Source organism: Micromonospora sp. NPDC050980 (assembly GCF_040653835.1).
GTDB lineage: Bacteria > Actinomycetota > Actinomycetes > Mycobacteriales > Micromonosporaceae > Micromonospora.
On sequence record NZ_JBFAGS010000006.1, the window covers coordinates 255,772 to 279,458 of the forward strand.

General features: G+C 74.0%; 24 protein-coding genes. 5 read left to right on the forward strand and 19 right to left on the reverse strand.

From position 1 onward, the window contains the following. Positions 1-199: 199 nt before the first annotated feature. The 4 genes from AB0H28_RS12970 to AB0H28_RS12985 all read right to left on the reverse strand — a co-directional run bounded on the left by AB0H28_RS12970 (position 200) and on the right by AB0H28_RS12985 (position 3,772). Positions 200-484, reverse strand: a complete 285-nt coding sequence (locus tag AB0H28_RS12970) for a GlsB/YeaQ/YmgE family stress response membrane protein (protein ID WP_282284075.1) — start codon at positions 482-484, stop codon at positions 200-202. A 261-nt stretch (positions 485-745) separates the two neighbouring features. Then, positions 746-1,030 carry a GlsB/YeaQ/YmgE family stress response membrane protein gene (locus tag AB0H28_RS12975; protein WP_358038080.1) on the reverse strand — a complete coding sequence of 95 codons (285 nt, stop codon included), beginning with the start codon at positions 1,028-1,030 and terminating at the stop codon, positions 746-748. A gap of 232 nt (positions 1,031-1,262) precedes the next feature. Further along, positions 1,263-3,140, reverse strand: a complete 1,878-nt coding sequence (gene lepA, locus AB0H28_RS12980) for a translation elongation factor 4 (protein WP_358038083.1) — start codon at positions 3,138-3,140, stop codon at positions 1,263-1,265. A gap of 95 nt (positions 3,141-3,235) precedes the next feature. Beyond that, the gene (locus tag AB0H28_RS12985) at positions 3,236-3,772 is read right to left on the reverse strand and encodes a DUF4240 domain-containing protein (protein WP_358038086.1); all 537 of its coding nucleotides are present in this window, start codon (positions 3,770-3,772) and stop codon (positions 3,236-3,238) included. 55 nt (positions 3,773-3,827) lie between these two features. On the opposite strand from AB0H28_RS12985, the gene AB0H28_RS12990 reads away from it, so the two are divergent. Further along, positions 3,828-4,838: a phosphotransferase gene (locus AB0H28_RS12990; RefSeq protein ID WP_358038089.1), complete on the forward strand. Its 1,011-nt coding sequence runs from the start codon at positions 3,828-3,830 to the stop codon at positions 4,836-4,838. Positions 4,839-5,049: 211 nt separating this feature from the next. Then, on the forward strand, positions 5,050-5,316 hold the full coding sequence (gene rpsT / locus AB0H28_RS12995; RefSeq protein ID WP_091071372.1) for a 30S ribosomal protein S20: 267 nt from the start codon (positions 5,050-5,052) through the stop codon (positions 5,314-5,316). A gap of 85 nt (positions 5,317-5,401) precedes the next feature. On the opposite strand, the gene AB0H28_RS13000 is transcribed toward rpsT, so the two are convergent. The 10 genes from AB0H28_RS13000 to pepN form a co-directional block, all read right to left on the reverse strand. Then, a complete protein-coding gene (locus AB0H28_RS13000) occupies positions 5,402-6,676 on the reverse strand; it encodes a cellulose-binding domain-containing protein (RefSeq protein WP_358038093.1) in 1,275 nt (424 codons plus the stop codon). A 224-nt stretch (positions 6,677-6,900) separates the two neighbouring features. Then, positions 6,901-7,401 (reverse strand): hypothetical protein, encoded by a 501-nt coding sequence (locus AB0H28_RS13005; RefSeq protein WP_358038096.1) that lies wholly within the window; start codon positions 7,399-7,401, stop codon positions 6,901-6,903. Next, on the reverse strand, positions 7,398-8,378 hold the full coding sequence (gene holA / locus AB0H28_RS13010) for a DNA polymerase III subunit delta (protein ID WP_358038099.1): 981 nt from the start codon (positions 8,376-8,378) through the stop codon (positions 7,398-7,400). Before holA ends, AB0H28_RS13005 begins: the two co-directional genes overlap by 4 nt. Positions 8,379-8,514: 136 nt before the next feature. After that, positions 8,515-10,881, reverse strand: a complete 2,367-nt coding sequence (locus tag AB0H28_RS13015) for a ComEC/Rec2 family competence protein (protein WP_358038102.1) — start codon at positions 10,879-10,881, stop codon at positions 8,515-8,517. Further along, the gene (locus AB0H28_RS13020; RefSeq protein ID WP_358038105.1) at positions 10,878-11,825 is read right to left on the reverse strand and encodes a helix-hairpin-helix domain-containing protein; all 948 of its coding nucleotides are present in this window, start codon (positions 11,823-11,825) and stop codon (positions 10,878-10,880) included. Before AB0H28_RS13020 ends, AB0H28_RS13015 begins: the two co-directional genes overlap by 4 nt. 263 nt (positions 11,826-12,088) lie before the next feature. Next, the gene (locus AB0H28_RS13025; RefSeq protein ID WP_358038109.1) at positions 12,089-12,940 is read right to left on the reverse strand and encodes a DegV family protein; all 852 of its coding nucleotides are present in this window, start codon (positions 12,938-12,940) and stop codon (positions 12,089-12,091) included. A 48-nt stretch (positions 12,941-12,988) separates the two neighbouring features. Beyond that, positions 12,989-13,618 (reverse strand): histidine phosphatase family protein, encoded by a 630-nt coding sequence (locus tag AB0H28_RS13030; RefSeq protein ID WP_358038111.1) that lies wholly within the window; start codon positions 13,616-13,618, stop codon positions 12,989-12,991. Next, positions 13,615-13,986 (reverse strand): ribosome silencing factor, encoded by a 372-nt coding sequence (gene rsfS / locus AB0H28_RS13035; RefSeq protein ID WP_278109869.1) that lies wholly within the window; start codon positions 13,984-13,986, stop codon positions 13,615-13,617. Before rsfS ends, AB0H28_RS13030 begins: the two co-directional genes overlap by 4 nt. A gap of 146 nt (positions 13,987-14,132) precedes the next feature. Then, positions 14,133-14,729, reverse strand: a complete 597-nt coding sequence (nadD, locus tag AB0H28_RS13040) for a nicotinate-nucleotide adenylyltransferase (protein WP_358038114.1) — start codon at positions 14,727-14,729, stop codon at positions 14,133-14,135. A gap of 90 nt (positions 14,730-14,819) precedes the next feature. Then, positions 14,820-17,336 carry an aminopeptidase N gene (gene pepN / locus AB0H28_RS13045; RefSeq protein WP_358038117.1) on the reverse strand — a complete coding sequence of 839 codons (2,517 nt, stop codon included), beginning with the start codon at positions 17,334-17,336 and terminating at the stop codon, positions 14,820-14,822. A 67-nt stretch (positions 17,337-17,403) separates the two neighbouring features. Here pepN and AB0H28_RS13050 point away from each other — a divergent pair, with 67 nt between their 5' ends. Continuing rightward, a complete protein-coding gene (locus AB0H28_RS13050) occupies positions 17,404-17,622 on the forward strand; it encodes a DUF397 domain-containing protein (protein ID WP_358038119.1) in 219 nt (72 codons plus the stop codon). A 1-nt stretch (position 17,623) separates the two neighbouring features. Here the strand turns inward: AB0H28_RS13050 and AB0H28_RS13055 are convergent, their stop codons facing one another. Further along, positions 17,624-18,013, reverse strand: a complete 390-nt coding sequence (locus AB0H28_RS13055) for a hypothetical protein (RefSeq protein WP_358038121.1) — start codon at positions 18,011-18,013, stop codon at positions 17,624-17,626. Between the two features lie 247 nt (positions 18,014-18,260). Here AB0H28_RS13055 and AB0H28_RS13060 point away from each other — a divergent pair, with 247 nt between their 5' ends. After that, on the forward strand, positions 18,261-19,508 hold the full coding sequence (locus AB0H28_RS13060) for a cytochrome P450 (RefSeq protein WP_358038124.1): 1,248 nt from the start codon (positions 18,261-18,263) through the stop codon (positions 19,506-19,508). 21 nt (positions 19,509-19,529) lie between these two features. On the opposite strand, the gene AB0H28_RS13065 is transcribed toward AB0H28_RS13060, so the two are convergent. Continuing rightward, complete coding sequence (locus AB0H28_RS13065; protein WP_358038127.1) at positions 19,530-20,708, reverse strand: zinc-dependent alcohol dehydrogenase; 1,179 nt, start codon at positions 20,706-20,708, stop codon at positions 19,530-19,532. Beyond that, positions 20,705-21,340 (reverse strand): cyclase, encoded by a 636-nt coding sequence (locus AB0H28_RS13070; protein ID WP_358038129.1) that lies wholly within the window; start codon positions 21,338-21,340, stop codon positions 20,705-20,707. Before AB0H28_RS13070 ends, AB0H28_RS13065 begins: the two co-directional genes overlap by 4 nt. Positions 21,341-21,468: 128 nt before the next feature. Here AB0H28_RS13070 and AB0H28_RS13075 point away from each other — a divergent pair, with 128 nt between their 5' ends. Next, positions 21,469-22,548, forward strand: coding sequence for a glycosyltransferase (locus tag AB0H28_RS13075; protein ID WP_358038132.1), 1,080 nt, complete (start codon positions 21,469-21,471; stop codon positions 22,546-22,548). Between the two features lie 42 nt (positions 22,549-22,590). Here AB0H28_RS13075 and AB0H28_RS13080 read toward each other — a convergent pair whose 3' ends face one another. Together AB0H28_RS13080 and AB0H28_RS13085 are read right to left on the reverse strand one after the other, a co-directional pair. Next, a complete protein-coding gene (locus AB0H28_RS13080) occupies positions 22,591-23,229 on the reverse strand; it encodes a DUF3618 domain-containing protein (RefSeq protein ID WP_358038135.1) in 639 nt (212 codons plus the stop codon). Then, a complete protein-coding gene (locus AB0H28_RS13085) occupies positions 23,226-23,678 on the reverse strand; it encodes a phage holin family protein (protein ID WP_358038138.1) in 453 nt (150 codons plus the stop codon). Before AB0H28_RS13085 ends, AB0H28_RS13080 begins: the two co-directional genes overlap by 4 nt. Positions 23,679-23,687 lie beyond the last annotated feature (9 nt).

Consider the following 23,687-nt stretch of genomic DNA (forward strand, 5'->3'; position numbering starts at 1 on the left):
TTGGCACTAACCTTCTCCGCCGCACCTTAGTAGGAAAATTTCCTTTACAACAGGGGGAGTTCCCGACCGGCGGCCGAGGCGACGGTATCGCAGGCGAAGGCCCGGCCGGCAGGGGTGCCGTCCGGGCAGGTCAGAGCGGGGGTACGCAGACGGGCGCCCGGCCGATGGCCGGGCGCCCGTCGAGGTGTGGTGCGGGGGGTCAGTAACGCGAGACGCCGCGCCGGCGCCCGACGCCGGCCACCAGGGCGACACCGATGGCGGCGAAGAGAACCTGCAGCATCAGCTCACGCCAGTCGATGCCGGCGGTCTCGGCGAACCCGGAGGCCCGGGCGACGACCGTGCCCAGCAGCGCGGCGCCGACGCCGATCAGCATGTGCAGCCACATCGGCATGTTCTGCCGGCCCGGCACGACCAGCCGGCCCAGCGCGCCGACGATCAGACCAACGACCAGCGCCGTGATGATGCCCCAGACGGTGAACTCCATGGTCGCCCTCCTCCTTCGGATCGGGTCACACAACTTCGTGTGGTTTCTGTCGTGACCGCTAAGTTCCCGACCCGCCAAAATCCCAAACCGACTCCGATGACGAATTGTTCGCACCGGTGCTGAGCTGCTACTTCGTGAGAAAGTTCCAGCCCGGGTCACCATTGCCTCGCAGCGCTGCCGCACCGACCGGGTTCAATGCGGAAAAGCCGACGGGCGCCCGGCCGGTTCGGCCGGGCGCCCGTCGAGGCGGGTGATCCGCGATCAGTGGTGGGTGACGCCGCGCCGACGGCCGAAGCCGGCCACCAGGGCGACACCGATGGCGGCGAAGAGAACCTGCAGCAGCAGCTCACGCCAGTCGATGCCGGCGGTGTCGGCGAACCCGGAGGCCCGGGCGACGATGGTGCCGAGCAGCGCGGCGCCGACGCCGATCAGCATGTGCAGCCAGATCGGCATGTTCTGACGGCCCGGCACGACCAGCCGGCCCAGCGCGCCGACGATCAGGCCGACGATCAGCGCGGTGATGATGCCCCAGACGGTGAACTCCACGGTCGGTCCTCCAAATAAGCGGTTTCGCACGTTCTGTGCGGTTGCTGTCGTGACCGCTAAGTTCCCGACCGGCCGAAAATCGAAACCGGCCGGAGCGCCGCCCACCCGACTCCCGGCCACCCCGAAGGCCGAATCCGCAGGTGGGAGCGCCGGCGGAAGCTGAAAATTTCCTGGGTACGCGAACCGGCCGGCACCCCGGAAGGGCCGCCGGCCGGTCACGGGACCCGGTTGACTACTTCTTTCGGGCGCTCTTGCCGTCCCCGGAGTCGGAGGAGAGCGCGGCGATGAAGGCCTCCTGCGGGACCTCCACCCGGCCCACCATCTTCATCCGCTTCTTGCCCTCCTTCTGCTTCTCCAGCAGCTTGCGCTTCCGGCTGATGTCACCGCCGTAGCACTTGGCGAGCACGTCCTTGCGGATCGCGCGGATCGTCTCCCGGGCGATCACCCGGCTGCCGATGGCCGCCTGGATCGGCACCTCGAACTGCTGGCGCGGGATCAGCGAACGCAGCTTCGCCGCGATCGTGGTGCCGTAGTTGTATGCCTTGTCCTTGTGCACGATGGCGCTGAACGCGTCCACCGGCTCGCCGTGCAGCAGGATGTCGACCTTCACCAGATCGGACGCCTGCTCGCCGGAGGGCTCGTAGTCGAGCGAGGCGTAACCCTTGGTACGGCTCTTGAGCTGGTCGAAGAAATCGAAGATGATCTCGGCCAACGGCAGCGTGTAACGCAGTTCCACCCGGTCGGCGGAGAGGTAGTCCATGCCGAGCAGGGTGCCCCGACGTCCCTGGCACAGCTCCATCACGGCGCCCACGTAGTCGTTCGGGGTGAGCACCGTGGCCCGCACCGTCGGCTCGTACACCTCGGCGATCTTGCCGGTCGGGTACTCGCTCGGGTTGGTCACCACGATCTCCTCGCCGTCCTCGGTGATGGCGCGGTAGACCACGTTGGGCGCGGTGGAGATGAGATCGAGGTTGAACTCCCGCTCCAGCCGCTCCCGGATGATCTCCAGGTGCAGCAGGCCGAGGAACCCGCAGCGGAAACCGAAGCCCAGCGCGCCCGAGGTCTCCGGCTCGTAGGTGAGCGCGGCGTCGTTGAGCTTCAGCTTGTCGAGCGCCTCGCGCAGGTTCGGGTAATCCGAGCCGTCGATCGGATAGAGACCCGAGTAGACCATCGGCTTCGGATCCTTGTAGCCGCCGAGCGCCTCCTTGGCCTGGTTGCCGTTGATGGTGATGGTGTCGCCGACCCGGGACTGGCGCACGTCCTTCACACCGGTGATCAGGTAGCCGACCTCGCCGACGCCGAGCGCTTCCGCCTTCACCATCTCGGGCGAGATGACGCCGATCTCCAGCAGCTCGTGGACCGCCCCGGTGGACATCATCTTGATCCGGTCGCGGGCCGAGATCCGGCCGTCGACCACCCGGACGTAGGTGACTACGCCGCGGTATACGTCGTACACCGAGTCGAAGATCATCGCGCGGGCCGGGTCGCCGGCCGCACCGACCGGCGGCACGAACTGCCGGACGATCTCGTCGAGCAGGTACGGCACACCCTCGCCGGTCTTACCGGAGACCCGGATGCAGTCCGCCGGGTCGCCGCCGATCAGATGGGCCAACTCCTCGGCGTACTTCTCCGGCTGGGCGGCCGGCAGGTCGATCTTGTTGAGCACCGGAATGATGTGCAGGTCGTTCTCGAGCGCCAGATAGAGGTTGGCAAGCGTCTGCGCCTCGATGCCCTGCGCGGCGTCGACAAGCAGGATCGCGCCCTCGCAGGCGGCCAGCGAACGGGACACCTCGTAGGTGAAGTCGACGTGACCGGGGGTGTCGATCATGTTCAGGACGGCGGTCTCGCCGGCCCGGTCACCGTCGCGGATCGTCCACGGCATCCGCACGGCCTGGCTCTTGATGGTGATGCCGCGCTCGCGCTCGATGTCCATCCGGTCCAGGTACTGCGCGCGCATCTGTCGCGGGTCGACCACGCCGGTGAGCTGCAACATCCGGTCGGCCAGGGTCGACTTCCCGTGGTCGATGTGGGCGATGATGCAGAAGTTCCGGATGCGCGCCGGGTCGGTGGCACCGGGAGCGTTCGCGCCGGGATCGAGCGTCGGTGGCACAGCGGTCCGTTCTGGTCGGCTGACGGGAGCGGGCCGGCGTGACGCCGGCCCCCTCTATGCTCCCACGTCGTCCGAGGCGCGCCCGGGCTCCCCCGTCACTCCGCCGGCGGCTCGACGAACAGCGCGGCGAGCCTCGGCAGCCGGCGCCGGGCCTCATCCTCGTCGTCGAAGTCCCAGAAGTCGTTCAGGTCCGGCACCGGCACCGGATCACGCTCGGCGGGCAGCTCGGCCGCCGTGGCCTTCCGGTGGGCCTCCCAGGGCACCGACAGCATCCGCTCGCACTCGAACTCCTCGCCGCTGAGCGCGGCGGCCCGCACCCGCGGCAGCTCGGCCAGCGAGTCCGGCTCGCCGACCGCCCGCGCGAAGACGGCCCGACCCTGCGTCATCAGCCAGCCCCGGAAATATTCGAAGCCGTCGTCCGAGGCGCCGCCGTTGATCAGGTATGCCGCGCCCCACAGGTCGACCCGGTAGGAGGCGGCCAACACCCGCCGCTGGTGGTGGGCGTACCCGATGATCTCCTCGGGGTCGCGCTCGGCGAGCAGCGCGACCGCCCGGGCGGCGACCGCGTCGGCCTCTCCCCCGCCCCCGGCCCGGGCCTGGTCGATCAACTGCCAGAAGTCCTCGGTCCTCATGCTCGGCAGTCTGGCAGAGCCCACCGACGCGCCGCCGGCACCCGGCGGTGTGCCGATGCGGCAGCATGGTGGGGTGCGCGCGATCTCACTACCGCCCGTCGCGTACGGGGCGACGGCCGTGCGCCCCGGCTGGGCCGACCTGCCGTCCGGGCTGCGCGACGCGCTGGCCGCCCGGCTCGGTGGTCCGCCCGCGGCGGTCGAGGTGGCCGGCGGCGGCTTCACCCGCGGCTTCACCCGCGGCTTCGCCGCCGTGCTGACCGGCCCGACCGGCGAGCGGGCGTTCGTCAAGGCGGCGGCGCTGCACGGGCAGCGGCACCTGGTCGACTGGTACGCCCACGAGGCCGCGATCCTGGCCCGGCTCCCCGCCGGCCTGCCGGTGCCCCGGCCACGCTGGGCGCTTACCGAATCCGGCTGGTACGCCCTCGCGCTCGACGCGATCGACGGGCACGTCCCCCGGCTGCCCTGGGAGCCGGCCGAGCTGGCGGCGGCCCTCACCACGTACGCCGAAGTGGCCGCCGCGCTCGCCGAGCCGCCCGCGCAGCTCGTCGCGCTCGGCCTGCCCCGCCTCGCCGACCTGGCCCGGGACGACATCCTGTGGTGGGGCGAGGTGGCCGCCGGCCGCGAGCCGCTGCCCGCGGCGGCGGCCCGGGCGCCGCTGGCGGAGCTGGTCGCGCTGGAGACCCGGCTCCCCGGGTACGCCGACGCGGCCCCCGGGCTGGCCCACGGCGACCTGCGGGTGGACAACCTCCTGGTGGACCCCGCCGGCCGCGCCTGGCTCTGCGACTGGACCTGGCTCTGCCACGGGCCGGCCTGGTTCGACCTGGCCGGCCTGCTCATCACCGGGTACGCCACCGGCCTGGACGCGGACGCCGCCTTCGCCGGCCACCCGGCGACCGCCGGGGCGCCACCCGACGCGCTGGACGTGAGCCTCGCCGCACTGGCCGGCTACTTCCTCACCGGCGCCACCGCCGGACCGTCGACCGCCTCCCCGCACCTGCGGTCGCACCAGCGGTGGAGCGGTGAGCAGGCACTCGCCTGGCTGACCGCCCGCCAGGGCTGGACCTGACCCCGCTGCCCGAGAAGGAGGGGCCCCTTCTTAACACCTCCGGTTGAGAGGGGGACCCTTCTATACCGAAGGCGTTAAGAGGGGGCCCCTCCTTCCCCCGGTTTTGGTTGGGGCCGGGGCGACCTGGTAGCCTGGCCATTCGCGCGGCGATGACGCATGCTCGTCGTGCGCGGAAGCTGACCAACCCGAGCTATCAAGACGAGGCTGTCGCGTGGCGAACATCAAGTCCCAGATCAAGCGCAACCGGCAGAACGAGAAGCGCCGGCTGCGGAACAAGTCGGTCAAGTCGTCGCTGAAGACCGCCATCCGCAAGTTCCACGAGGCTGCTGAGGCCGGCGACGCCGAGAAGGCGACCGTCCTCATGCAGGAGGCCACCCGCAAGCTGGACAAGGCTGCCAGCAAGGGTGTCATCCACGCCAACCAGGCGGCCAACCGGAAGTCGGCGATCGCCAAGCGCGTCGCCTCGTTCTCGGCCTGACGAGACCGCAGACCCGACCGGAAGCCCCGGGACCACGTCCCGGGGCTTCCGGCTGTCCGCGTTCTCCCGGACCCGTCCGGTGCGCTCAGCAGCCGATCCGGCTGGATCCGACCGCGACGTCGTCGTACCAGAGGGTGTCGGCGCCACCGCCGTAGCTCTCCCAGCCCAGCTTCAGGTCGGTGAGCTGCGGCCGCCAGGTGCGGTTGTACCACTGGCCGTCGATGTCGTGGGTCGGCACGCCGTCGGCGGTGAGCCCGGTGACGGCGACGCCGTCGAGCCAGGTGCGGAGCTGACCGGCCGAGCCGTCGACCATGAACTCCAGGCAGGCCCACCGGTTGGTGGGCAGCGGCACGCTCTGCGCCACCCCGGCCGGGCTCTGCTCCGGCAACGTCGCGTCGTCGGACGCCCGGTTCCACTGCATGGCGCCGTTCTGGCCGCCCATCCGCAGGTCCTTGTTGCCGTCGGCGGCGTCGGCCATCGCGATCATCGTGGTGTGGTCGGTCGGCTGGGCGGTGGTGTGCCGCACCCAGATCCGGGTGTACCTGACGCTGCCCACGCCGCCGAGGTTCTTCGTGGACCTGACGAAGACGTGGTTGCAGTATCCGGCCGCGCCGTTGATCCGGACCGCCCGGTTGCCGCTGTGGGTGGTGGCCGTGTCGATGGTGGCCGTGCCGGCGCCGGCACAGTCGGGGTTCACCACGGTCCAGTCGCCGGACGGCGCCGAGCCGCTCTGGTTCTCGAAGCCGTCGCAGAGCACCGCCCCGGCGCACCCGGCCGGTGGTTCGGTGGTCGGCGGCGGGCTGGTCGGCGGGAGCGTGGTGGGCGGTGCGCTGGTCGGCGGGGCGGTGGTGGGCGGCGCGGTGGTGGGCGGGGCCGTGGTCGGTGGCGCGCTGGTGGGCGGCGTCGTCGTGGCGGGCCCGCCGGTCGGGGTCGGCCCGGCGCCGTTGCACGGTACGCCGTTCAGGGTGAACCCGGTCGGTGCGCCGCCGGCGGTGGTGAACGTGCCCTGCACACCGAACTCGGTGGAGCCGCCGGCCGGGATGCTGCCGTTGTACGACATGTTGCGGGCGGTGACCGTCGCCCCGGACTGGCTGACCGTGGCGTTCCAGCCGTTCGTGACGCGCTGGTCCCCGGCGTACGTCCAGGTGACGGTCCAACCGGAGACGGCGGTGTCGCCGGGCGAGACCTTGACGGCGGCGGTGAACCCGCCGGTCCACTGGTTGGGCGTGTAGTCGACCCGGCAGCCCTGGGCGGCTGAGGCCGGGCCGGCGAGCACTGCCGTTCCGGTCGCGGCCACGGTGGCGGCCAGCGCGGCGACGACCGCCAGGGAAGGGGCGGTGCGGGCGCGGAGAATCGTCATGAGGGTCCTTCGAAGTCGAGCTGGGCGGAGGCGACCCGTCGGCGCGCGTGGCGCGACAACGTGCCCTGGATGCGGCGCGGCGATGCGCCGACCGACGTGCCCGGCTCGGGGTGGAACTGTTCGCCGCCGACGGCCCGGGTCACCCGGGACCTCGGCGGTGCCCACCCTCAATCTATTGACAGATTCCTATTCAATCAAGCTTCCCGCCTGCCCGGCAGCGGCGGTCAGCGGAAGGAATCGGGCCAGGTGATCTCGGAGTCGATCCGGCGTTCGCCCTCTCCGGCCCGGCCGAACGGCAGCGGCGAGCGGCTCGGCCGATGACGGGACGCGGCCGGGCCGGCCGTCCTCTGCTCGGCGGCCAGGCTCACGCCGGCGGGCAGGGCCCGGGCCCGGACCGGCACCCGCGCCCGCCCGACGACCGGCTCCACCTGCCGGCGGAAGCGATCCCGCTCCTGCTCGGGCACCTGCGCGGCGGTGCGGATCACCAGCTCGGCCACCACGTCGTTCAGCTTGACCATCGCGGCCACCGCGGTCGGCAACACCAGCACCGCCCACCAGTTCACCAGTTCGGCGAGCGCGAGCAGCACGGCCAGCGCCGCCGCGCCCTCGAAGAACAGGAAGCAGAGCACCCCGCCCGGGTTGACGAAGCGCAGTCCGAGCACCCGGGCGTAGAGCGGGCGGTAGCGCTCCTCGTCCGTCGGCACTGTCGACCACGCTCGGGTCACCGGGCGCCGCCCTGCCGGGCCCCGGCCACCGAGAAGACGGCCCGCTCCAGCGCGTAGGCGCGGTCGTCGGCCCCGCCCTTGACCGCCGCGTTGCACTCGGCCGCCGCCCGCATCGCCTCGACCAGGCCCTCCGGCGTCCAGCCACGACCCTGACGCTGGGCCCGCTCGATCTTCCACGGTGGCATGCCGAGGCTGCTGGCGAGCTGGTAGGCGCTGCCCCGACCGGCCGAGGCGACGCGCGCCACGGTGCGCACGCCGTCGGCGAGCGCGTCGGCGATGGGCACCGGGTCCACCCCGACGTGCAGCGCCCAGCGCAGCGCCTCCAGCGCGCCGGGGACGTCGCCGACCATCGTCGCGTCGGCCACGGTGAAGCCGGTGACCTCGACCCGGCCCCGGTAGTAGCGGGAGACCGTCTCGGCGGCGATCCGCCCGTCGGTGTCGGCGACGAGCTGGGAGCAGGCGGCGGCCAACTCGCGCAGGTCGTTGCCGACGGCCGCGATCAGGGCCTCAGCGGCGTCGTCGGCGCACTTCCCGCCGTTGCGGCGGATCTCGTCCCGGACGAAGGCGACGCGCTCGCGGTGGCCCTTCAGCTTCGCCGCCGGCACCACTGTGGCGCCCGCCGCCCGCAGCCCGTCGGCGAACGCCTTGCCCTTCCCGCCACCCAGGTGCAGCACCACGAGCTGCACGTCCGGGTCGGGATTCTTCGCGTACGCCAACAGCGCGGCGGACAGGTCCTTGCGGGTGTCCTGCCCGGAGCGGAGCACCAGCACCCGGCGTCCGCCGAACAGCGACGGGCTCAGCATCTCGTCGATCTCGCCGACCGCCACCGAGCCGGCCTGGTATTCCCGCACGTCCACGTCGGGGTCCACCGCCCGGGCCCGGGCGACGGCTTCGGAGACCGCGCGCGTGGCGAGCAGCTCCTCGTCGCCGAGGACGAGCAGAATGGGCGGCAGGCTGGCGGGGGTCACGTCGCCCATACTCGCACGCACTCCGACCGGTGCGTGCCTGCTCATCCGGGACTGTGACGGCGCAGCCCGCACACAACGCAAATCGCGACATTTTGCCTTGATCTACCAGCTATGCCGACAAGATCCCCGGATCGCTCCGGCGCGTTCACCACGACCTCCCCCGTTCGACTCCCCGCGCGACCACCGCCAAGCCGGCTCCGGCCCGGACCGCGGCCACGTCGCCGTCGGTGTCGGTGCGCATCACCCGGGCACCTGCCCTGGTCAACCGGCCCATCAGACCCGCGTTGGGGTGCCCGTAGTCGTTGTCGACGCCGACGCAGACCAGCGCGACCGCCGGGCGGACCGCGGCGAGGAAATCCGGATCCTGGTAGGCCGACCCGTGGTGCGCCACCTTCAGCACGTCCGCCCGGATCGCGGCGGTCGGCAGCGTCTCCCGCAGCGCCCGCTGCTCCTCGGTCTCGGCGTCGCCGGCGAGCAGGATCCGCACCCCGGCCACGGTGGCGGTCAGCACCAGCGAGTTGTTGTTCGGGTCGGAGCGGCTGCCGCGCAGCGGGTACGGCGGCCCGACCGCGGCCAGTTCCACCGCGCCGGCCCGCCAGCGCCAGCCCGCCGGCACCGCGTCGAGACGGGCCCCACCACGGCGGGCCGCCGCGCGCACCTGGGCCACCCCGTAGGGCGGCTCGGACCAGGGCGGGCCGACCACCGCATCCACCCGCCGCCCCTGGAACACCCCGGCCACCCCGCCCACGTGGTCGGCGTGGAAGTGGCTGACCACCAGCAGCGACACCTCGCGTACGCCAAGCCGCCGCAGGCAGCCGTCCACCGCGGACGGCTCCGGGCCGGCGTCGACCACCACGGCCCGCCCGGCGTCGACCGGCAGCACCACCGCGTCGCCCTGCCCCACCGCGCACGCCACCACCACCCAGCCGCGCGGCGGCCACCCGGAGGCCAGCAACCGGATCGGCACCGCCCCCAGCACCACCGCCACCACGACGACCGCGACCAGCCGCCGGGCCCGACGCCGCCGGGCGGCGAGCAGCAGCGCCACGCTCACGGCCGCCAGCAGCAGCGCACCGGCCACCCCGCCCAGCCACGGCACATTGCCGGCCGGCAGACCCGCTCCGTGCGACGCCACCACCACCAGCCAGCGCGCCGGCCAACTCGCCAGCCAGGCCAGGAACTCGGCGCCGGCCGGCCACACCGGCGACAGCACGGCGGCGAGCACGCCCAGCACCGTGGCCGGCGCGACCGCGGGCACGACCAGCAGGTTCGCCGGCACCGCCACCAGGCTGACCGTCGCGGACAGCCCGGCGATCACCGGGCCGCACGCGAGCTGCGCAGCGGCCGGCACCGCCAGCGCCTCCGCCAACCCCGGCGGCACGCCCCGACGTCGCAACGCGTCCCGCCACCCGGGCGCGAGCAGCAGCAGTCCGCCGGTGGCGCAGACCGACAGCGCGAAGCCCGGATCACCGGCCAGGTCCGCATCGAGCAGCACCAGGCCGGCGACGGCGGCGGCCAGCGCGGGCAGCGCGGCCCGGGGCCGGCCGGCGGCCAGCGCGGCGAGCCCGATCGCGCCCATCGCCGCGGCCCGCACCACGCTCGGCGAGGGCCGCACCAGGATGACGAAACCGACCAGGGCGAGGCCGCAGAGCGCCACCGCGGTACGCGGGCCGGCGCGCGCCCAACGGGCCAGCAGCAGCACCGCCCCCACGATGATCGCCACGTTGGACCCGGACACCGCGTTGAGGTGCGTCATCCCGGTGGCCCGGAAGTCCTCCTCCACCTCGGGCAGCAGCCGGCTGGTGTCGCCGACCACCAGGCCGGGCAGCAAACCGCCCGGCGCGTCGGGCAGCGGCTCACAGGCCCGTTGCAGCCCGGACCGCAGCGCGCCGGCCGCTCGCTGGACCCACGACGGGTCGCCGCGTCGGACGGGCGCACCGGTGACCGAGAGCACCGCCGCCGTGAGGTCACCGCCGCGCGGCTCCGCGAGCCGGCCGCGGGTGGTGACGTGTTGCCCCGGCAGCAGCCCCTGCCAACCCGGGTCGGTGGCGAGCACCAGGCCGCGCGCCGGGCCGGTGACCTGGCCGCCGTCGGAACCGGTGAGGCGGAGCAGGTCGACGCGGACCAGCAGCGGCGCCGGGCGGCCGGGCGAGCCGCGCACCCGACGTGGGTCGTCGCGCACCACCAGGTCGGCGGTGACCACCGCACGTTCGGTGACGAGCGCGCGGATCGGGGCGGCGTCGCGGACCACGAGCCGCGCCCCGGTCGCCGCCGCCCCGCAGAGCACGCCGAGCAGGACCGCGACAGTGATCCAGCCGTAGCGGCGGATCGGTGCGGTCCCCCCGCGTCGCAGGCGCAGGCCCGCGACGAACGCGAGCCCGGCGGCGGCGGTCGCCAGCCAGACGGTCGCCCACACGGAGAGGTGCAGCCCGGCCAGCGCGGCGAGCCAGGTCGCCGCCGCGAACCCGGCCAGCCGCAGGTCGGGCGCGGCGTCCCCACCGTCGGCGCTCACACCGTCACCAGTTCCTTGAGCTGCTCGTAGCGGGCGTCCCCGATGCCCTCGACCTGCCGCAGTTCGGAGACGGACCGGAACCCGCCGTGCTGCTCCCGGTGGTCGAGGATCCGCTGGGCGAGCACCGGGCCGACGCCGGGCAGCGTGTCGAGCTGGGCCAGCGTGGCGGTGTTCAGGTTCACCGGCCCGACGGCTGGGCCACCGGGCACACCGCCGCCGGTTGCCGGCCCGGGCGCGGCCTGCCCCGGCGGGGCGGTCACGCCGACCAGGATCAACTCGCCGTCGGTGAGCTTGCGGGCGGGGTTGAGCAGCGCCACGTCGACCCCGGGCAGCGCGCCACCGGCCGCCGCCACGGCGTCGGCCAGCCGAGCGCCGGCCGGCAGCCGCACCAGTCCCGGGCGACGGACCTTGCCGGCCACCGCGACGACGACCACCTGACCGGACGAGGCGGCCGGCGCCGCCGCCTCGGTCACCGCGCCGGCCGCCGCCCGCGTCGCATCCCCGGCCGGCGCGACCGCACGGACCGGCTCGGCGGTCGGGCGGGACCGCCACGCCCAGACGGCGGCCACCAGCACGACGAGCGCGGCCACGGCGGCGAGGGCGCGGACGCCGCGACGGCCCGGATCGAACGCACCGGGCCCGGGCAACCGCGATGCCAACCCGCGCGAGGGCTCCGGCGGTGGGTCCGCCTCCGGCCCGTCGGCATCACCCACGACGGACGCCCCGAACAGCGGCGTCGGCGCGTGGTCGGGCTCCACGGGGCCCCGTCGCGGTGCGGAGCGGTCCGGCTGGGGATAGGGGTACGCCGGTGACGGCTCCGGCGTCGCCGCTCGGACAGCCTGCGGCGTACCGCCGGCGGGAGGCGGCACGGTGGTCCGGCCCGCTGCTGGCGTGAACAGCAGGGCGAGCCTCCGCCGCACCGTCGTCTCCTCGTCGTCTGACACGGCTCGGCACGCTAGCGGCGACGGTGGGCCAAGGGCCGGTCCGTGCGTGCCCGCCTGTGGACAAGCGGCGCTTGTGGACAACCGTCCGATCAAGCCGCCGATGTGCTGATCGGCGATGCCGGCGAGGATCCGCCGGGACGTGGTGCACCTGACGCTGGTTGTCCCGTGCGGCGGTCAGCGCGCCTCCGGGTCGAGCCCGAGCGCGGCCCGGCCGCCGTCGACCGGCAGCGCGAGAACGGCGCGAGCGCCGGCCGACCGCGGGCTCACCGGCGGCGGTGGACGACCACGCAGGCCAGGCCGGGGCCGGCGTGCGCGGCGACCACGGCGCCGGCCTCGGTGACGTACGTGTCGTGCAGCCGGTCGCCCAACCGATCGCTCAGCGCGGCCAGCAACGCCTCGGCGCGTGGCGCGGCGGCGAGGTGGTGCACGGCCAGGTCGACGTCGGCGTCGCCGGCCGCCTCGACGGCCAGGTCGACCAGGCGCGCTACGCCCCGGCTGGCGGTGCGGACCTTGTCCCGCAGCACGATCGCGCCGTCCGGCATGTGCATGATCGGCTTGACCGAGAGGGCGGTGCCGAGCAGTGCCTCGGCCGCGTTGATCCGGCCGCCCCGGCGCAGGAACTCCAGCGTGTCGACGTAGAAGAAGATGGTGGTGCGGTCGATCGCGTCCCGCGCCGCCGTGCGTACCCCGGCCAGGTCGGCGCCCCCGGCGGCGGCCGAGGCGGCGGCGAGCGCCGGGAAGCCGAGGCCCATGCCGCAGGAGCGGCTGTCCACCACGGCGACCCGGTCGTCGCCGACGTCGGCGGCGGCCAGCCGGGCCGCCTGGACGGTGCCGGACAGCTCGGCGGAGAGGTGCACCGAGACCACGGCGTCGGCGCCCTCGGCCAGCAGCGCGCGGTAGACCCGCGCGAACTGCTCCGGCGCGGGCCGCGACGTGCTCACCGAGACGCGGCGGGCGCTCAACGCCCGGGTGGCGTCCGCCGGGGACGTCTCGATGCCCTCCAACCCTTCGGCGCCGTTGAGCACGACGGTCAGCGGTACGACGGTGAGCCGGTGCGCGCGGACCAGTTCGGGGGGTAGGTAGGCGGTGGAGTCGGTGACGACCGCTACGGGCATGACCGGCACGCTAGCCGATGTGGCGGTGCCGCGCCGGGGCCGGAGGTCTCAGATCGCGTCGGTGAGCGCCGGTCGGGTGATCAGCCCGACGTTGTGCGCCCGCAGGTGCCAACCCCGGACGTCGTCGTGACGCAGCTCGGTCCAGTGGCAGTTGGCCAGCGCGCCGAGACCGCGTAGCACGCTGTGGTCCCAGCCGAGCAGGTGGCCGACGCCCTGGCGGGCGGCGCCGCCGTGCGTGGTGACGACAACGGTGCCGCCGGCGGCCAGGTCGGCGGCGTCCTGGAACGCGGCGCCGAGCCGCTTGCCGAGGTCGTCGAGGCTCTCGACGTCGGCGCCGGGATCGGGGGCGCCGGCCCGCCAGCGGGCGTACTCGTCTTCGAAGCGCTCGGCGACCTCGGTGAGGGCCAGGCCCTGCCACTTGCCGAAGTGCCGCTCGCGCAGCCGGGCGTCGGTGCGGACCGGAAGCCCGGTCAGCGCGGCGAGAGCGGCGGCGGTGTCGGCGGCCCGGCGCAGGTCGCTGGCGACGATGGCGTCGGGGCGCAGCGCGGCCAGCACGGGTGCGGCGGCGTGGGCCTGCTCCCGGCCGAGGTCGTTGAGCGGCACGTCGGTCTGGCCCTGGACCCGGCTCGCGGCGTTCCAGTCGGTGTTGCCGTGCCGCCAGATGATCAGGCGGGTCATTCGGCGGTGGCGGTGCCGGCGGCCGAGTCGGCCAGGTCGCGGTCCACGAACGGGATCTGCGGGCAGTCCTTCCAGAGCCGGTCGAGCGCGTAGAACTCGCGCTCCTCGGTGTGCTGCACGTGCACCACGATGTCGACGTAGTCGAGCAGCACCCAGCGGCCACCCCGCTCGCCCTCGCGGCGGATCGGCTTGGCCTTCTCCGGCAGCTCCAGCAGGCGCTCCTCGATGGCGTCGACGATGGCGAGCACCTGACGCTCGTTCGGCGCCGAGGCCACCAGGAACGCGTCGGTGATGGCGAGCTGGTCACCGACGTCGATGACGACGATGTCCTCCGCCTTCTTGTCGGCCGCGGCCTGGGCGGCGGCCATCGCCAACTCGTACGCGCGCTCGGGAATGGTGGTCACCGTTCTCCTTCGATCAACCGTGCGACTCTCCAAGCCTCTCACACCCGCTGGTACGGCGACTTGCCAGTTCTGGTCGGTTTCAGGCACGAACGGGGACGTAACGGGCGGGATCAGCGCTGGTAGAGCCGCCGTTTGGCGATGTACTGCACCACACCGTCCGGCACCAGATACCAGACCGGCTCACCCCGGCTGACCCGGGCGCGGCAGTCGGTCGAGGAGATGGCCATGGCGGGCACCTGCACCAGGCTGACCGAGTCCGCCGGGAGGTGCTGATCGGACAACTCGAAGCCGGGCCGGGTCACGCCGATGAAGTGGGCCAGTTCGAGCACCTCGTCCAGATCCTTCCAGGAGAGGATCCGCTCCAGCGCGTCCGCGCCGGTGATGAAGAACAACTGCGTCTTCGGACCGTATTCGGCGTGCAGGTCGCGCAGCGTGTCGACGGTGTAGGTGGGCCCGCCGCGGTCGATGTCGACGCGACTCACCTGGAAACGCGGGTTGGAGGCGGTGGCGATCACCGTCATGAGGTAGCGGTCCTCGGCCGGACTGACCGGTTCGTCCGCCTTCTGCCACGGCTGGCCGGTGGGCACGAAGACCACCTCGTCCAGGCCGAACCGGTCCGCCACCTCGCTCGCCGCCACCAGGTGACCGTGGTGGATCGGGTCGAACGTGCCGCCCATGATGCCGATCCGCCGGATGTCTTCCTCCACCCCGCGATCCTAGGCCGCACTCCGACACCGCCCGGCCCGGGCCGTCGGGCTCGCGCCGGACGGGTGTCCACCCGCCCGGCGCGTCACCGCTCAGGCGCCCGCGGCGGCCACCGCCGTCCGGGCCACCAACGCCCGCCGCAGGTCGTCGTCCAGGTCGACGACCCGCCGGCGCAGCCCCGGCGTGAGGTCGTCGCGCGCCAGCAGCGCCGCGGCCAACTCCCGGGTGGGCTGCGCCACGGCATAGCGCGGGAAGGCCAGCGCCGCGACCCGGTCCGCCACCCACGGGGTACGTCTGCGCGTGGCCGCCGGCATGTCGGCGAAGTATCGCTCGACGTATCCGGCGGTCAACTCCGCCTGCTCCGGCTGCCAGAACCCCTCGGCGGTGGCCTCCACCAGCCGGTTCGACAACTCGGTGTTGCGGGTGACGATCTCCCAGGCGGCGCGCTTGGCGTCCGCGTCGGGCAGCGCCGCCCGGCAGCCGGCCGCCCGCTCGACGCCGGTGGCGCTGCGGTCGGCGGCCGACTCGGCGGCGATCTCGGACTCGCCCGCGCCGCCCAGCACCACCAGCCGGTGCAGCAACTCCCAGCGCAGGTCGGCGTCGACCGCCAACCCCGCCGGCACACCCTCGCCGGACAGCCAGCCGGCGAGCAGCCCGGCGTCCGTGGTGGCGCCGATCAGGCCACGGGCCGCGGCGAGTTGCAGCGAACCGCCCGCCGGCGCGCCCGCCAGCAGCGTCCGGCACGCCTCGGCGACCCGCAGCAGCGCCGCGTCCCGGGCCAGCGGCTCCAGGTAGCGGTCGACGAGACCGCGGCTGAGCGTAAGCACGTCCTCCGCGATGATCACCTCGGTCTCGGCCGGCAACGCGGCGGCGATCAACGCGACCAGGTCGCCGACCGGCCGCTCGCCGTCGGTGGCGGCGTCGAGCGCCTCCCCCCAGAGCAGCGCCCGGGCCAGCGGGTCGTCCAGGCAGGGGAGCAGCGTCGGCACCGCGCCGGCGGACGCCGGATCGAGCCGGATCTTGGCGAACGTGAGGTCACCGGCGTTGGGCAGCAGCAGGCCGGTGGCGGGCTGACCGGCCAGCTCGGGCAGCACGGTGCGACCGCCGTCGGCGGCCGGGTCGAGGTCGACCTCGAACCGGCGCACCGGGCCGTCGGTGGGGTGGTGGGCCACCCCGATGCGGTGCGGTCGCAGCACCGGGTGGCTCGCCGGCGCGGTCTGCACCACGCTCACCTCGGCCCAACGCCCGTCGGCGTCCACCGTCGTCGCCGTCCGCAGCGTGTTGACCTGCGGGCGGCGCAGCCACCGTTCGGCCCAGCCGGCCAGGTCGCGACCGCCGGCGGTGGCGAGGCTGTCGAGCAGGTCGGCGAGGGTGGCGTTGCCGAACCGGTGCTTCGCGAAGTGCGCGTTCAGGCCGGCGAGGAACGCCTCGTCGCCGAGCCAGGCGACGAGCTGGCGCAGCGCGGCGGCGCCCTTGGCGTAGGAGATGCCGTCGAAGTTGAGCAGGCCCGCCGCCGCGTCGGCGACCTCCTCCGGGGCCACCGGGTGGGTGGACGGGCGCTGGTCGGCCGCGTATCCCCACGCCTTGCGGCGCAACGCGAACGTGGTCCACGCCTGATCGAACCGGGTCGCCTCGGCGGTGACCCGGGTGCCCAGGTATTCCGCGAACGACTCGTTCAGCCACAGGTCGTCCCACCAGCGCATGGTCACGAGGTCGCCGAACCACATGTGCGCCATCTCGTGCGCGATGACGGTGGCCCGCTGCTCGCGCTGGGTGTCGGTCACCGCCGAGCGGAAGACGTAGTCGTCGCGCAGCGTCACCAGGCCCGGGTTCTCCATCGCGCCGGCGTTGAACTCGGGCACGAACGCCTGGTCGTACTTGCCGAACGGGTAGCGCTCGGCGAAGAGCTGGTGGAACCGGTCGAGGCACTGCCGGGTGATCGTGAAGATCTCGTCCGCGTCGGCGTCGAGGTGCGCGGCGAGCGACCGCCGGCAGTAGAGGCCGAGCGGAACGCCGTCGTGCTCGGACCGCAGCACGTGCCAGGGCCCGGCGACCAGCGAGACGAGGTAGGTGGCCACCGGTGCGGTGGGGGCGAACTCCCAGCGCCCGGGCGCCGGCCGGTCGGCGAGCCGGCCGTTGGCCGCCACCGTCCACTCCGGCGGCGCGGTGACCGTCAACGTCACCGGGGCCTTCAGGTCCGGCTGGTCGAACGCGGCGAAGATGCGCGGACCGTCGTCCAGGAAGGACATCGCGTAGAGGTAGGTCGCACCGTCGGCCGGGTCGACGAAGCGGTGCAACCCCTCGCCGGTGTTGGAGTAGGCCATCTCGGCCTCGACGGTGAGCGTGTTCGTCGCGGCCAGCCCGGTGAGCGGCAGCCGCTCCTCGGACAGCAACTCCGGGTCGAGGTCGCGGTCGTTGAGGCGGGCCCGCAGGAGTCGGCGGGGCTTGACGTCGACGAAGGTCTCGGCGCCGGGGGTGGCCCGGAACCGGATGGTGGTGGTGGAGCGGAACCGCTCGGCGTCGCCGGTCAGGTCGAGGTCCACCTCATAGGACTCGACGGTGACCGACGCGCCACGCGCGGTTGCCTCTGCACGGGTCAGGCTCGGCATCCGCTTATCCTGCCCGATGAGGTCCGCACGGGGCCTTCCCGTGACACCTGGCGATGGAGGAACAACGATGGGTCAGCACCCCAAGGGCGATTTCGACACTTCTCGGGCGGTCTGGCAGCGAGCGGAGGGCGACACGTCCGAGGGCGCGGTCGAGGTGGCCTTCGTCGACGACCTGATCGGGATGCGCAACTCGGCCGAGCCGGACGGGCCCGTGCTGGTCTTCACCCAGGCCGAGTGGGACGCGTTCGTCGCCGGCGCCCAGGACGGCGAGTTCGACCTGGACTGAGTCAGTCACCGTCGCCCCAGCCGAGCCCGCCCGGCCCGGGCGCGTGGTGGAAACCGGGGTGGCCGGCCACGTCGGCGCACCGCTCGCCGTCGGGCCCGACCGCGCCGCAGAACAGCCGCTCGGCGCGGTGCCAGGCGTCGGCCGGCGACAGCGCCGCCGCGCCGAGCGCCAGCTCCGGGCGGAGCAGACCGAGCGCCTCGGCGTACGCGACGGCCACCTCGCGCGCGACGGCGGGGTCGGCCGCCGCGAAGCCGAGGTGCACGGTGAAGAACCGCGGTGGGCGGGTCCCGGCACGCCGGGGCCCGCCGATCAGCGGTTCCTCCCGGCCGCCGCCCCGCAGCCCGGCCACCGCGTCGCGGTGCCACCGCCGTGCCGCCCGGTCGTCGCGCATGCCTAGCCCTCCCCGTCTCCGGTGGCCCCGCCGGACCTCGCGCCGGCGGGGCGGGACCGGCCGCCGCCGGTCCCTGCGTCGAGCCAATCAGCTTTTCCGCCCCCGGGGAGGGGCCAGCGGGGGGTCCGCTTCACCGCCACCTTTCCCGAACCCGGCTGAGCTGCGCAGATAGAGGATTCGGCGGCATCGCCCCGGGTAGGTAGCCAACGTCGCCCAGGACCGTCGAACCGCGTCAGGAGCAGCCGAGATGAGCACCATGCCGAGCGACCGGAGCCCGGACAGCACCGTGGCGTTCCTCCGCGAGGGCTACCGCTTCGTGGGCGCGCGCTGCGACCGGTTCGGCACCGACGTCGTGCAGACCCGGCTGCTCCTGGAGCCGACGATCTGCCTGCGCGGACGGGACGCCGCCGAGCTGTTCTACGACGAGGAGCGGTTCGTCCGGCGCGGCGCCATGCCGATGCGCGTCCAGCGCACGCTGACCGGGGTCGGCGGCGTGCAGGGCCTCGACCTGGCGGCGCACCGCGCCCGCAAGGCCATGTTCATGTCGATCATGACGCCGGCCGCGGTCCGGCGCCTCGGTCAACTCTTCGACGACGAGTGGCGGGCGAAGATCCCGGCCTGGGCCGGGCAGGGCCCGGTGGTGCTCTACGACGAGGTCGGCCGGATGCTCACCCGGGCGGTGTGCGCCTGGGCCGGGGTGCCGCTGCCCGAGGCCGACGTGCGCCGCCGCACCGCCGAGATGCACGCCATGATCGAAGGGCCGGCCGTGCCGGGCCCGAAGCACTGGCGCGGCCTGCTCGGCCGCCGCCGCGCCGAACGCTGGGCCGGCGCGCTCGTCGACCGGGTACGGGCCGGCACGCTGCCCGCGCCCGAGGGCAGCGCGCTGCGGGTCGTCGCCGAGCACCGGGACGAGCGGGGCACGCCGCTGCCCCGCCGGATCGCCGCGGTGGAACTGCTCAACGTGCTCCGCCCCACGGTCGCGGTGGACCGGTACGTGGTCTTCGCCGCGCTGGCGCTGCACGACCACCCGCACTGGCGGGACCGGGTACGCGGCGACGACGACGCGACCGAGCAGTTCGTCCAGGAGGTACGCCGCTACTACCCGTTCTTCCCGGTCGCCGCGGCCCGGGTGCGCCGCTCGTTCCAGTGGCGGGGGTACGCGTTCCCGCAGGGCCGCCGCGTGCTGCTGGACCTGTACGGGACGAACCACCACCCGCAGCTGTGGCCCGAGCCGGAGCGGTTCCGCCCGGAACGCTTCGCCGGCTGGCGGGACGACCCGTTCGGCCTGATCCCGCAGGGCGGCGGCGACCACCACACCGGGCACCGCTGCGCCGGCGAGTGGGTCACGATCGAACTGATGAAACGGGCGGTGGCCGCGCTGACCGGCACGATGAGCTACCACGTGCCGCCGCAGGACCTGGCGCTCGACCTCACCCGGATGCCGACGCTGCCGCCCAGCGGGCTGATCGTCGACGGGGTGCGGCCGGCCGCCTAGTACCGACCGCACCCCTGCCGGTCAGGCCGTCGGCGGATGCAGGACGGTGCGCAGGCAGCCGTCCCGCTTCTGCTCGAAGATCTCGTAGCCGCGGGCCCCGTCCTCCAGCGACATCGGGTGGGTCGCCAGGTAACCGGGGTCGATCTCGCCGGCCGCGACCCGGTCCAGCAGCATCGGGATGTAGCGCTGCGCGTGCATCTGCCCCATCCGCAGCACCAGGGCCTTGTTCATGGCCGCGCCGAGCGGGAACTTGTCCACCAGGCCGCCGTACACCCCGACGATGCTGACCGTGCCGCCCTTGCGGCACGCCATGATCGCCTGCCGGACCGACGTCGGCCGGTCGCTCTGCAGCCGTACCGTCTGCTTCGCCTTGTCGTACGCGTAGGTCGGCCCGACGTCGTGCGACTCCATGCCGACCGCCTCGATGCAGGCGTCCGGCCCACGCCCGGCGGTCAGCTCGCGTAGCGCCTCCAGCACGTCGGTCTCCGCATAGTTGATCGTCTCCACGCCGAGGCGCCGGGCCGCGGTGTCGAGCCGTTCCGGCAGCCGGTCGATGAGCACGACCCGCTCGGCGCCGAGGATCTGCGCGGACCGGGCGGCCATCTGTCCGACCCCGCCGGCGCCCCAGACCGCGACCACCTCGCCGCCCTTCAGGCCGCAGAAGTCGGCCGCCATCCACCCGGTCGGCATGGCGTCGGAGGCGAAGACCACCGAGTCGTCCGGCACCCCGTCCGGCACGGTGAACGCGCCCACGTCGCCGAACGGCACCCGGATGTACTCGGCGTGGCTGCCGGAGTAGCCGCCGGCGGCGTGCGAGTAGCCGAGGATGCCCGCCGGCGAGTGCCCCCACAGCTTCTCGGTGAAGACCGGCTGCGGGTTGGAGTTGTCGCAGAGCGAGTACTGCTCGGTGCGGCAGTACCAGCAGCCGCCGCAGGCCACCACCGAGCCGACCACGACCCGGTCGCCGACGGAGATCCGCCGAACGTCCGGCCCGGTCTCCACCACCTCGCCCATGAACTCGTGGCCGAGCACGTCCCCCTCCCGCATCGCCGGCAGGTAGCCGTTGATGAGGTGCAGGTCGGAGCCGCAGACGCTGCTCGCCCGGACCTTCACGATGATGTCGCCGGCCGACCGGATGCCCGGCTCCGGCACGTCGCGCACGGCGAGCTTGCCGACGCCTTCCCAGCACAGCGCCCTCACGGCCGCCCTCCCACGATCAGCTTCTCGCGTACCTTGTCGGTGGCCCGCTCCTGCCGCGGGCTGCGTCCGGACGGGTCGTGCCGGGTGTCCAGCACCTGGCCGGTCTCGATCAGCGACTTGATCCGGCGCAGCACGGTGCGCAGCGCCAGGTCCGGGTCGCCGCCGGCCAGGCCGACCGCCCGGCGCAGCGGGCCGGAACGCCAGCGCAGCTCGGCGCGGATCTCCGTGCCCCGGTCCTGCGGCGCGGTGACCAACTCGACCCGCCCCCGCTGTCTCACCGGGCCGTCGGTGACGCGCCAGGTCAGCCGTCCCGGCCCGGTGACCGTGATCTCCGCCCGCCACTGGGTGCCGCCGCCGGCCGGGTCGGCGGCCACGCAGCGCCACCGGTTCTCGTCGAGCTGCTCCAGGGTGGCCCAGTCGGCCAGCCCGCGGTCGAGCCGTTCCCGGTCGGCCCAGAAGCCGACCACCGCCTCGACCGGCCGGTCGACGGTGATGCCGCGACGTACCACGTACCAGCCGTCCTCCCGGTCGGGTTGGTGCCGGCGCCGGCGCCGGGCCACCGTGCGGGTGACCCCCAGCGCGGTCACCGCGGCGGCGCCGGCCAGCGCCCACCTCGTTCCGTTGCTGCTCATCACGTCTCCTCCAGCCCGGACGACTCGGACCGTCCGTGGTTGGCTGCGCTACCCGGCGCGAGGAGCCCGAAACGGTTTCAGGCGTCGCATTCCGGGCAAGCCGCGGGACCGATCCCGACGGAGGCGACGTGACCCGCACGACCGTACCGACCCGGCCGCGCCCCGGCCGGACCGCCGCCGCGCCCGCGCCGGTCCGGCTCCCGATGGCGTACGTCCTGCCGCTGCGCGCCGGCCTCGACCTCGACCTCGGCGAGCTGACCGGCTATCTGCGCGAGCTGTGCCGATGGGTCGACGTGGTGGTGGTCGACGGCTCGCCGCCGCAGCGCTACGCCCGGCACGCGACCGCCTGGCGGGGGCTGGTCCGACACGTCCCACCGGACCCGGCGCTGCGCGGGCGCAACGGCAAGGTGCTCGGCGTGCTCACCGGGGTCGCGCTGGCCCGGCACGAACACGTGGTGATCGCCGACGACGACGTCCGGTACGACCCGGAGGCGCTGCGCGCCGTGCACGAGCTGCTCGACCGGGTGGACCTGGTCCGGCCGCAGAACCACTTCGACCCGCTGCCCTGGCACGCCTGGTGGGACACCGGCCGGACGCTGCTCGCCCGGGCGTTCGGCGGGGACTGGCCGGGCACGCTCGCGGTGCGCCGGGGCACGTTCCTGGCCATGGGCGGCTACGACCCGGACGTGCTCTTCGAGAACCTGGAGTTGAGCCGGACGGTCCGCGCGTACGGCGGCAGCACGGCGACCGCGGCCTGGCTGTACGTGCGGCGGCTCCCGCCCACCGCCGCACACTTCCGCGGGCAGCGGGTCCGCCAGGCGTACGACGAGACGGCCCGGCCGGCGTGGCTGCTGGCCGCGCTGGCGGTGCTGCCGGCCACGGCGGTCGCGCTCGCCGCCCGGCGCCCGGGGCTGCTGCTGCGGGCCGGGCTGGTCACGGTCGCGGTGGCGGAGCTGGGCCGGCGCCGGGCCGGCGGGGCCCGGGTCTTCCCGGCGCACACCACGCTGGCCGCGCCGGTGTGGCTGCTGGAACGCGGGGTGTGCGCCTGGCTCGCGGTGGGCCGGCGGCTGCGCGGCGGGGTGCCCTACGCGGGCAGTCGGCTGACGGTGGCCGCGCACTCCCCCCGCGCGTTGCGCCGGCGGCTGGCCCGCCGCCCCGATGAGCTGGCCGGCTGGGTCGAGACATGCGAAGGCGGGGGCCCTTGTTGACGCCTGAGCGACAAGAAGGGCCCCGCCCAACACACAGGGTGGTCAGGACCGGGCCTGGTGCGCGCTCTCCCGGACGTCCTGGGCGGCACCGCGGCCGTCGTCCTTGACCGCGTGCGCGGCCTCCTGTGCGGTCGACCGCACCGACTCGGCGGCGTGCTGGGCCGGCTCGCGCAGCTCGTCCTTCAGCTCGCCGGCGACCTCGCCCAGCTTCTCCTTGACCACGCCGCCGTGCTCGGTCGCCTTCTCCTTGACCTGCGCGGCGAGCTCCTGCTCGCGACGGGTGGCCGGGATCAGCGAGGAGACCAGCATGCCGACGCCGAAGGCGATCACGCCGGCGGCGATCGGGTTGCCCTGGGACTTCTGCCGCACCACCTGCGGCGCCCGGTGGGCGGCTTCGCCCACGCTGGAGGCTGCGGAGTGCGCCTTGTCGCCCACCGTGGAGGCGGCCGAGGAGGCGTGGTTGCCCGCCGAGTGCGCGGCGTGGCCGGTGCTGTGGCCGAGATCGGAAGCGGTTCCCATCACCTTGTCCTTCACGTTCGTCAGCGCGCCACGGACGCGCTGCTTGCGGTCGTCGACGATGCGGCCCGGGCTGACCTTGTACGCCAGGGCGTCCACGTCCGAGCTGAGGTTGTTGCGGGTGGCTTCGATCTCCCGGCGGATCTGGTCGGGATCGGTGCTCATCGGGTGACTCCCTCCGGGTGCGGCTTGAGTGCGTCGGGGATGCGCTGCACGCTGTCGTTGGTCTGCTTCAGGCCGCGGATCTGCTCGGCGTTCTTCTTCGCCTTCGAGTAGAGGACGGCGGCGATCGCGGCCCACACCACCGCCACGATCAGCGCGGCCAGTCCGGAGTCCATGACGTTGTCGAGGAACTGCCACACCGCGATGGAGACGAAGAGCGCCACCATGTAGCCGCCGAAGCCGGCGCCGCCGTAGAGGCCGGCGGCCTTGCCCGCCTTCCTGCCCTCCTGGCGGATCTCCGCCTTGGCCAGCTCGACCTCCTGGCGCATCAGCGTGGAGAGGTCGCCGGTGACCTGGCTCATCAGCTCACCGATCGAGCTGGCCCGCACCTCGTCGGCCTGGTGTGGCGCGCCCGGCGCCTGGTAACCCGAATCCTGCGTCGGCACGGTCATGCCGCCGCC